We start from the raw sequence: 8639 nt of genomic DNA, 5'->3' as shown, positions 1-8639 counted from the left end.
GCTTTATAAATGTGATCACATTTATAAAGCCTATAAGAAAAACTTATAATTAAGTTACCACAAATAAATTGAGAAAACTCAGTTGGGATAATTAGGAGACCAAGCCATGTTGGTAGGTGTACCAAAAGAAATCAAAAACCATGAATACCGTGTAGGAATGGTGCCATCTTCCGTTCGTGAAATGATTCATCACGGCCATCAGGTGATTATTGAAACAAAAGCAGGTGCCGGTATCGGGTTTAATGACGATGCTTATCGCACTGCTGGTGCAGAAATTGTTGACACTGCGGAAGAAGTTTTCGCACGTGCAGATATGATTGTGAAAGTGAAAGAGCCTCAAGCAGTTGAATGTAAAATGCTGCGCGAAGGTCAGTTGCTTTATACATATCTTCATTTGGCACCGGATCCAGAACAAACAAAAGGTTTGATTGAGTCTGGTTGTGTTGCGATTGCTTATGAAACAGTGACAGATACCCGCGGTGGTTTGCCTCTATTGGCACCGATGAGTGAAGTTGCAGGTCGTATGTCCATTCAAGCAGGTGCACATGCATTGGAAAAAGCACAAGGTGGTCGTGGTACATTGCTAGGTGGCGTACCCGGTGTCGCACCGGGTAAGGTTCTTGTTATTGGTGGTGGTGTTTCCGGTACCAATGCGGCGCGTATGGCTGTTGGTATGGGGGCTGATGTTACTATTCTAGAACGTAATGTTGACCGCATGCGCTATTTGGATGATGTGTTTAAAGGCACAGCAAAAACCGTATACTCAACAGTTGATGCGTTGGAAACATTAGCATGTGAAGCTGATCTTGTTGTCGGTGCTGTGTTGATCCCGGGAGCAGCGGCGCCAAAATTGATCAAGCGTGATCTATTGAAAAAAATGCACGATGGTGCAGTTGTGGTTGATATTGCGATTGATCAAGGTGGTTGTCTAGAAACATCCCGTGCAACAACGCATGCGGATCCAACTTATATTGAAGAAGGTGTCGTTCATTATTGTGTGGCGAATATGCCAGGTGGTGTGGCACGCACATCTACATTCGCGTTGAACAATGTGACATTGCCTTTCGCAATCCAACTTGCAAATCGTGGTTATAAGAAGGCCTTGGCGGAGGACGTACATCTTCGCAATGGTTTGAATATCCACGAAGGCAAAGTAACTTATAAAGCTGTTGCTGACACGCTGGGATATGATTATGTCTCTGCGGAACAGGCGATTGGTTTATAAGCCCGAAATACGATTTGATCGTATTTTCCTGTAAGTAGAACTAACCCCTTATCTTGTAAAAGATAAGGGGTTTTCTTATGGGTAAATTTGGCTTTTTATTCAGGTGCATGTGCAGGAGGAAGTTTTTCACCCAGCTTCGTATCCTCAATAAAACTCATAATAAAGTAACGCAGTTGATGCCAGAAGATACTGGTCGCAAACATTACAATACCCAAGATAATCGTGGTGATTGCCAAAGAAATATCACCATCACTGGATACAGCATTTTCTGTGACAAAATAAATTGCTGATCCTGCGTAAATAAGGCTAGCAACAATTGGCGATTTTCGATTGATCAGCAGAGCAACAACAAGGATGAAAAGCAATACACAGCCTACGAGCAAGATGGAACTATCTTCAACATTGGATAGTGTTTGCCCTAAGGCGCCATGGATGATCAAGGCAGAAGCAATTATATGAAGCCAGAAAGCGCAATCGGCACGTCGTGTGATGCGTTCTGGATCTGATAAATCATACCGCATTGCAAAGATAAAGACGACGACACCTGAGAGGAAACTAAATAGTTGCACCAGATATTCGTTGTCATAAAGACTGATGCCTAAAACCTTCCATGCGGCTGTTAGCATCAAGATCATTGTGGTGATAACAAGATTAGTAGCTATCAACGCAAGGGTGAAGGGTAATTTAAAGCGCCAATAAGCTGCTACCAAAATAGCTAATGGAATTAGCGTATATGGAATTATGCTGAAATCAGTCGCATCACCAAAATCGGTTAATAAATCGATTGGCAAAACTTCAATCATACCCGCCAGCAAAGCAGTCGATACCATCATAGGTAATATAGATCGATATTTCCTGTTTAAGATTTCCGCAGAAATCCAACCTAATGCAGCAATGAAGATACCGTTTAAATCATCCGGGGAAACCAGATAAACCCCAAAAGCTAATAGAAGGATGGCCAAGGTAATGAAAATATCATTATAGCCTTTGATCAATCCGATCTTTTCATCTTGATCTGATAGAGCCGAAGATGTTGTTTTACGTTGGTTCATTTCCTTTAGGGCAATCACTTGTCCCTCAGTTAAGATGCCTTCGCGTAAAGCTTTGTCGATATCAATTCTCATTATATTTCACTTAGTCTGTAACGATGCTAGTAACGCGAACACGAATGTTCTGCGCATTAAAAGCGTCTACATTCAAAAGTTGCGTCGGAATAGAAATTGCTTTTCCTGAGGCAATAGGCTGAGGAAGTTGCACGGATGCACGTCTTCCATCCGGTAGGCTAACTTCTAATAAAGCATCACGAATAGTAAGCGGGCTTCTGTTTTGGAAACCGACATATAGACGGGTATTCTGGTCAAGTTGTCCCTGAATACGGATATATTTTCCTGGCTGCTGGGCAATTTCAAGTTTTGCAAGTTTTCGTGCTGCAGCGCGACCATCTTGAGAGTTTGAATTTGCAACGGCAGAAAAATATTGTTGAGCCGCCTGTTTATTCCCAGCTGCTAAATTTAAATTTCCCAAAGCATAGCTATTGCTTGCTGTCGGTAGAAGGTTGTTCGCGGTTTGAAGGGATGTTAATGCAGTAGTTGTGTCGCCTTGCTCTTCGGCTATTTTGGCTTTTAGCTCGTAGAATTGGAAGTAATCACCACGTATAGAAAGTGCTTTGTTAATCTCACGTTCTGCATCTCGGTATTTGCCTTGTTGTTCCAATGCGATTGCCCGCATTGCATGTGGGGTCGCTGATTGAGGGGATAGTTCCTCCGCTTGATCAATGAGGCTTAACGCAGCGAATGCGTCTTTATCTTTGATTTTTACACTGGCTTGCTCAATTTTCTCATTTGATTTCTTCAGTGAACGGATTGGTTCAATCATTTTTTGATATTCCGCTCGGTTTACAATCCATCCATCTTTAGGTTCATATTGATCAAACTGGGTAGACGTAACTTTATTTCTTTCAACGCGATCTTGAGAGGGAGGATGGGAGGCAAATAATCCATCAACGATACTCAATTTCTTATCACCTGATAACCGGACAAAGGTTTCTTGAAGACGAACAGCAGCAGCAGGTTCATAACCAGCTGCTGCCATATATTCGATGCCATATTTGTCTGACTCATATTCAGCATTTCGACCATATCGGGTGAGGATCAACTGACTTCCTAACATGGTACCACCTAGAAGTACCTTTTCAACACCACCATCTAGGTCGGCTGTTGCCGCGCCGATCATCACACCAGCCAGAGCAATTTGTGCCGCGATTCCTCGTTCCATGGATTTTGCACCATGACGCGCAGTAGCATGCACAATCTCATGTCCTAAAACGGCGGCAAGTTCCGCTTCATCATCCATTTCAAGGAGGAGGCCCCAGTTGATTGCAATTTTACCACCGGGTAGGGCCCAAGCATTTGGCACAGCGTTGTCCAAGACTACAAATTCGTAAGGTAAATCAGGGCGATGACTATGTTTTGCAATTTTTTTTCCGACCCGATTGATATAAGCGTTGAGGTCTTTGAACTCAGAAAGTTCCCCCCCTTGCGCTTGTTTGGTTGGTGGATATTGCTTATCACCAATGTTGATTTCTTCAGCCTGAGAGACCAGTTGAAACTCTTGTTGCCCTGTTACCGGATTGGTGCCACAGGCCGCAAGAATAGTCAGTGTTATTGTTAATAATCCAGCTTTGATGACGTTGTTCAATGCCATATCCCCAACTTACGCATAGTATCAATAAATTAGGCGAAGAATAAGGCATTTACATGGCAAATGACAAATCTAAATAATGTAAATTTACAACCCTTTGGTGGGATGTGTGATCAAAAATTGAATTTTTTCAAAGGCTTCCTTGTCTAACCCAAGAAACTGAACACCAAATACAGACATATCACGATTGGCATGAATGACCTTACAGCCCAGAGTAATTGGACCAGAACTGAATTTTAAGATGCAATGCGTTTCCATACCCGGAACGAGCCCCAAACCATCAGGTGTAAAACCCATGCCACCCATACTAATATTAATAGCCGTACCTGTTAAACTGCCGACTACAACAGGAAGGGCGGTTTCAACGCGTTTATCTTTGCGTTTGTCACCAGTTGGTGTCCATGAATGTAAGTATGTCTGTGACATGCCAATTCCAGAAAATAACTTAATTTATGTATAGTTGTGCGATGATTTGCACGTTAACACAACAATTTTGTAAGATTTGAGACATTCTTGGCTGTAGGAAAGTCATACTTTCATAATATTTATCTAGACGGATCTCATATCAATGCTTTGTAAATCCGGATGCTTTTTAAGGAACTTTTTAAGGTCCTCTTTTGTAATTCTTTTTTCCCATTTCACAGCCACCTGTTGATTTTTATGTGGGACAGTTCATCTTCCCTTATGATCATCTATTGAAATCTCTATTTAATTAGATAATAATGTGATCACAAATATGAAACAACCAAAATGGTGATTGATGTCAAAACTTCACGATTGGATCAGTGAGAACAAAATTGACGAAGTAGAATGTTTGGTACCAGATATTACAGGTATCATGCGTGGTAAGATCCTGCCCGCAGACAAATTTCTAAGCGGATTAAGCAACAAAGGCCTTCGTTTACCTGAAGTGATTTTTAATCAGGTAGTGACAGGTGATTTCTGTGATGAATCCGAAGTCGTAGATGAAACCAACAATGATATTTTGATGGTTCCAGACGAAGCAACAATGCAAATTGTACCTTGGTATGATGAACCTGTAGCACAGGTGATTTGCGATGCATATTATTTAGATGGCGAATCTTTGGTCGATATTGCACCACGTTCCATCTTGAAAAACGTATTGAAAATGTATGATGAAAGAGGATGGAAACCGGTAGTCGCACCGGAACTTGAGTTCTATTTCATTGATAAGAATACAGATCCACAACAAAATCTTGAAGCCCCCATTGGCTTGAGCGGACGTCGCGAGTATGGTCGTCAAGCTTACGGTATTGAGGCTGCAAATGAATTCGACCCTGTTGTAGAAGATATTTATGAATTTTGTGAGCGATCCAATCTGGATGTGGATACCATGATCCACGAAGCAGGCTCTGCACAGATGGAAATTAACTTTAACCATGGCGATCCGCTGTCTTTAGCGGATCAGGTTTTCATGTTTAAACGTACTGTGCGTCAGGCTGCTTTCAAACATAATATCTACGCTACCTTTATGGCAAAGCCGTATCATAATGAGCCGGGTTCTTCCATGCATATCCATCAATCTATCGTGGATGCGGAAACCGGCGAAAATATTTTTGTGACCAAGACAGGTAAAAATTCCAAATATCTGATGCAGTATATTGCCGGTCTTCAGAAATATTGTCCGGCGGCAATGCCTTTCTTTGGGCCTAATGTGAACAGTTATCGTCGTATTTCTCCTTATACAGACGCGCCGATTAATACGCATTGGGGATATGACAACCGAACTGTTGGTATTCGTGTTCCAGATAGCGAACCAGTTGCTCGTCGTGTTGAAAACCGTTTGCCTGGTGCGGATGCAAACCCGTATTTGGTGATGGCGGCAACACTTGCCTGTGGTTTGTTAGGCATTCAGGAAAATCGTAAGCCAACAAAGCCGATTGATGGGGATGCGTATCGCTTGAAATTCAATTTGCCGCGTCATCTTGGGGATGCGTTGAATAAGATGAATTCAGCGCGCCCATTGAAAGATATGTTGGGGGAACGTGTGATCAAGAACATTCAGGAAGTGAAGCATTTCGAGATGGAATTACATCATCGTGTGGTAACTTCTTGGGAACGAGAGCATTTATTACTGAATGTTTGATAATACTTATATTTAATTAAAAAAGGGAGCAATTAGGCTCCCTTTTTTATTGCCTCTTATTAGAAAGAGGGGGTGTCTTCAAATTTAAGCGGTGTTTTAGCAAGGTTATCAAGTAGTCGAATAACATCTTTAGATGCTTCTTCTACTTTTTCAACAGCTTCTAATGCGCCAGCAACGTCACTATTGTTGTAGCGTTTTACAGCTTCAATGCCCCATTTATGGACTTCTACATGAGGAGCTTCCAATTTCGCAAAATCCGGAGATTTACGATACATAGCTGCATCTGGGCCATAGTAGAATTTTCCGAGACGACATTCACGGTGGCTAGCTAATTCTCCTGCACGTAAGCTTTCTTTACCTGCTAACATATCTGCAAGACGTTTTTTCCAAATCACATGGTCGGATTTAGCAATGCGAACGACTTTATGCGGTAGGTCGTAAGAAAAAAATTGATTTAACTGTGCCCCAATGTCACTGACGACTTCATTCATGCTAAGGCGTATCGTATTCAAAGATTTCACATTTGATGATGGATACGCCCTATGTTTTTTTCTCTTTCTTGAAAGTTGTCATCTGGGCCGTTTTTTAGTAACTGCATCCAATGATTGGTTTGTTCTTTTATTAAATCTTCTGACTTACTCGTGCTTATATCAAGTATATTCTTGATTTCCGGAGTTGCATTTATCCATCTATAGAAATCTGCGAGAATTTGGGGTAACGCTTTTTCAATAGACGGTAAAAGTGAAGAGATTTGCTTAAGATCTTGAGAGGAAACACTTACTTTGGGCATTTTACACTCCAGAATTAACAAGAATTGAATATATTGTATTCTAAGAAGTATTTTTCAAAAAAACAATGTTTGAACAATTCCTGATGTGAAACGCCTATAATTCACAATTTTTCATTAAAAATTTGAAATGTGATCACATTGTCGATTTCTTTTGCAATTTATATGGTGGTGGTGTAATTGTGATCACAAATAGAGATGTTCTGTCTCTGAAGAAATTTGAAAGAGGTGAGGGGCACCCCTCATGTAAATGTGGAAACATATAGGTGTGATTATGAATAAGATTAGAAATTACGATAAAGCCGCGATTAAAAAAGCGGATAGCGATCATCATTTCCATCCTTTTACAGATTCAAAAGGGTTGGATAATGACGGTGGCGCACGTGTAATTGTACGTGGTGAAGGTTGTTACCTATATGATATTGATGGCGAAAAAATTCTTGATGGCATGGCTGGCCTTTGGTGCACAAACATTGGCTATGGTCGTGATGAATTGGCGGATTTAGCCGCTGAACAAATGAAAGAATTAGCCTATTACAATACTTTCTTCAAAACAACGACAGCACCAGCCGCATTACTAGCAGAAAAACTATGCTCTTTGTTGCCAGATAATTTTAACCATGTGTTCTTTTCCAATTCTGGTTCAGAAGCGAATGATACCAATCTACGTTTGGCTCGTACTTACTGGCAACATGTTGGAAAACCAAGTAAGAAGATCATTATTTCACGCACAAACGCCTATCATGGTTCCACAGTTGCTGGTGCCAGCCTAGGTGGGATGAGCGGCATGCATAAGCAAGCAGGTCTTGAAATCGGCGGCATTGAGCATGTGATGCAGCCTTATTGGTGGGGTGAAGGCGGTGATATGTCCGAAGATGAATTCGGTCTTCATGCAGCCAAAGAAGTTGAAAAGAAAATCCTGGAAGTTGGCGCAGATAACGTGGCTGCCTTCATTGGTGAACCATTCCAAGGTGCCGGTGGTGTGATTATCCCACCAAAAACATATTGGCCTGAAATCAACCGTATCTGTAAAGAGCATGATATTTTGTTGATTTGCGATGAAGTTATCGCGGGTTTTGGTCGCACAGGTAATTGGTTCGGGTTAGAAACATTTGGTATTGAACCTGATTTGATGACAATGGCTAAAGGGTTATCCTCTGGTTACTTACCTATTTCTGCAACAGGTGTAAGTGATCGTGTATGGGAAGCTTTCTATAAAGCAGGTGACGATTTTAACCATGGCTATACATATTCCGGTCATCCTGTAGCTTCAGTGGTTGCGATGCGTAACTTGGAAATCATTGAAGAAGAAGGTTTGGTTGAAAAAGTTAAAAATGAAACTGGCCCGTATTTAGCGAAACGTTTGGAAGAGCTAAAAGATCATCCAATCGTTGGGGAAGTACGCTCCGTTGGTCTTGTTTGTGCAATCGAACTTACAAATGATAAAGAGGCGCGTACAAGGTTTCCTAATGAAGGTAGAGCGGGCACCGTTTGTCGAGATCATTTCTTTAAACGTAATGTGATCATGCGTGCTTGTGGTGATGTAATGGTTGCTTCCCCACCATTGATCGCAACAAAAGAAGAGATTGATCTTTTGATTGATACGGCTCGTGAATGTTTAGATGCGACAGCTAAGGACCTTGGGGTGATGTAATTCATTATATCACTTGATTGGTGTAAAAAGATTAAAGGCCTCGGATATTCCGGGGCCTTTTCTTTTATCAATTTCCATCTTTACAAGAAAACCCCCTCAAATCAAGAGGGGGGTAAGGGAGTTGGAGGGGGTATTCTAAATGTCGTAATCTTTTCAACTTTTATTT

Annotated in this window: 8 protein-coding genes; 3 read left to right on the top strand and 5 right to left on the bottom strand. The window is 41.4% G+C overall.

The window, feature by feature from the left end; genetic code table 11:
• Positions 1-106 precede the first annotated feature (106 nt).
• Positions 107-1225, top strand: coding sequence for an alanine dehydrogenase (ald, locus tag E1160_RS01995; protein ID WP_155153316.1), 1119 nt, complete (start codon positions 107-109; stop codon positions 1223-1225).
• Between the two features lie 95 nt (positions 1226-1320).
• Here the strand turns inward: ald and E1160_RS01990 are convergent, their stop codons facing one another.
• The 3 genes from E1160_RS01990 to E1160_RS01980 all read right to left on the bottom strand — a co-directional run bounded on the left by E1160_RS01990 (position 1321) and on the right by E1160_RS01980 (position 4351).
• Positions 1321-2349 carry a hypothetical protein gene (locus E1160_RS01990; protein ID WP_155153315.1) on the bottom strand — a complete coding sequence of 343 codons (1029 nt, stop codon included), beginning with the start codon at positions 2347-2349 and terminating at the stop codon, positions 1321-1323.
• Positions 2350-2359: 10 nt separating this feature from the next.
• Positions 2360-3928, bottom strand: a complete 1569-nt coding sequence (locus E1160_RS01985) for a M48 family metalloprotease (RefSeq protein ID WP_155153314.1) — start codon at positions 3926-3928, stop codon at positions 2360-2362.
• A gap of 84 nt (positions 3929-4012) precedes the next feature.
• Positions 4013-4351 carry a PilZ domain-containing protein gene (locus E1160_RS01980; RefSeq protein WP_155153313.1) on the bottom strand — a complete coding sequence of 113 codons (339 nt, stop codon included), beginning with the start codon at positions 4349-4351 and terminating at the stop codon, positions 4013-4015.
• A 334-nt stretch (positions 4352-4685) separates the two neighbouring features.
• On the opposite strand from E1160_RS01980, the gene E1160_RS01975 reads away from it, so the two are divergent.
• Entirely contained in the window at positions 4686-6032 is a 1347-nt protein-coding gene (locus E1160_RS01975; protein ID WP_155153312.1) for a glutamine synthetase family protein, read from the top strand.
• A gap of 59 nt (positions 6033-6091) precedes the next feature.
• Here the strand turns inward: E1160_RS01975 and E1160_RS01970 are convergent, their stop codons facing one another.
• Positions 6092-6544, bottom strand: a complete 453-nt coding sequence (locus E1160_RS01970) for a CZB domain-containing protein (RefSeq protein ID WP_218048654.1) — start codon at positions 6542-6544, stop codon at positions 6092-6094.
• A gap of 5 nt (positions 6545-6549) precedes the next feature.
• Positions 6550-6822 carry a protoglobin domain-containing protein gene (locus tag E1160_RS01965; RefSeq protein ID WP_155153310.1) on the bottom strand — a complete coding sequence of 91 codons (273 nt, stop codon included), beginning with the start codon at positions 6820-6822 and terminating at the stop codon, positions 6550-6552.
• 271 nt (positions 6823-7093) lie between these two features.
• On the opposite strand from E1160_RS01965, the gene E1160_RS01960 reads away from it, so the two are divergent.
• Complete coding sequence (locus tag E1160_RS01960; RefSeq protein ID WP_155153309.1) at positions 7094-8473, top strand: aspartate aminotransferase family protein; 1380 nt, start codon at positions 7094-7096, stop codon at positions 8471-8473.
• The last annotated feature ends 166 nt before the right edge of the window (positions 8474-8639 follow it).

Source organism: Curvivirga aplysinae (assembly GCF_009711445.1).
GTDB classification, from domain to species: Bacteria; Pseudomonadota; Alphaproteobacteria; order UBA8366; family Aestuariispiraceae; genus Curvivirga; species Curvivirga aplysinae.
Note: the sequence above shows the minus strand (reverse complement) of the source record. Positions and strands in the feature narration are given on the sequence as shown.

Coding starts and splice junctions, on each gene's coding strand:
- ald (WP_155153316.1), top strand. CDS start 107: ATGTTGGTAGGTGTACCAAAAGAAATCAAAAACCATGAATACCGTGTA.
- E1160_RS01990 (WP_155153315.1), bottom strand. CDS start 2,349: ATGAGAATTGATATCGACAAAGCTTTACGCGAAGGCATCTTAACTGAG.
- E1160_RS01985 (WP_155153314.1), bottom strand. CDS start 3,928: ATGGCATTGAACAACGTCATCAAAGCTGGATTATTAACAATAACACTG.
- E1160_RS01980 (WP_155153313.1), bottom strand. CDS start 4,351: ATGTCACAGACATACTTACATTCATGGACACCAACTGGTGACAAACGC.
- E1160_RS01975 (WP_155153312.1), top strand. CDS start 4,686: ATGTCAAAACTTCACGATTGGATCAGTGAGAACAAAATTGACGAAGTA.
- E1160_RS01965 (WP_155153310.1), bottom strand. CDS start 6,822: ATGCCCAAAGTAAGTGTTTCCTCTCAAGATCTTAAGCAAATCTCTTCA.
- E1160_RS01960 (WP_155153309.1), top strand. CDS start 7,094: ATGAATAAGATTAGAAATTACGATAAAGCCGCGATTAAAAAAGCGGAT.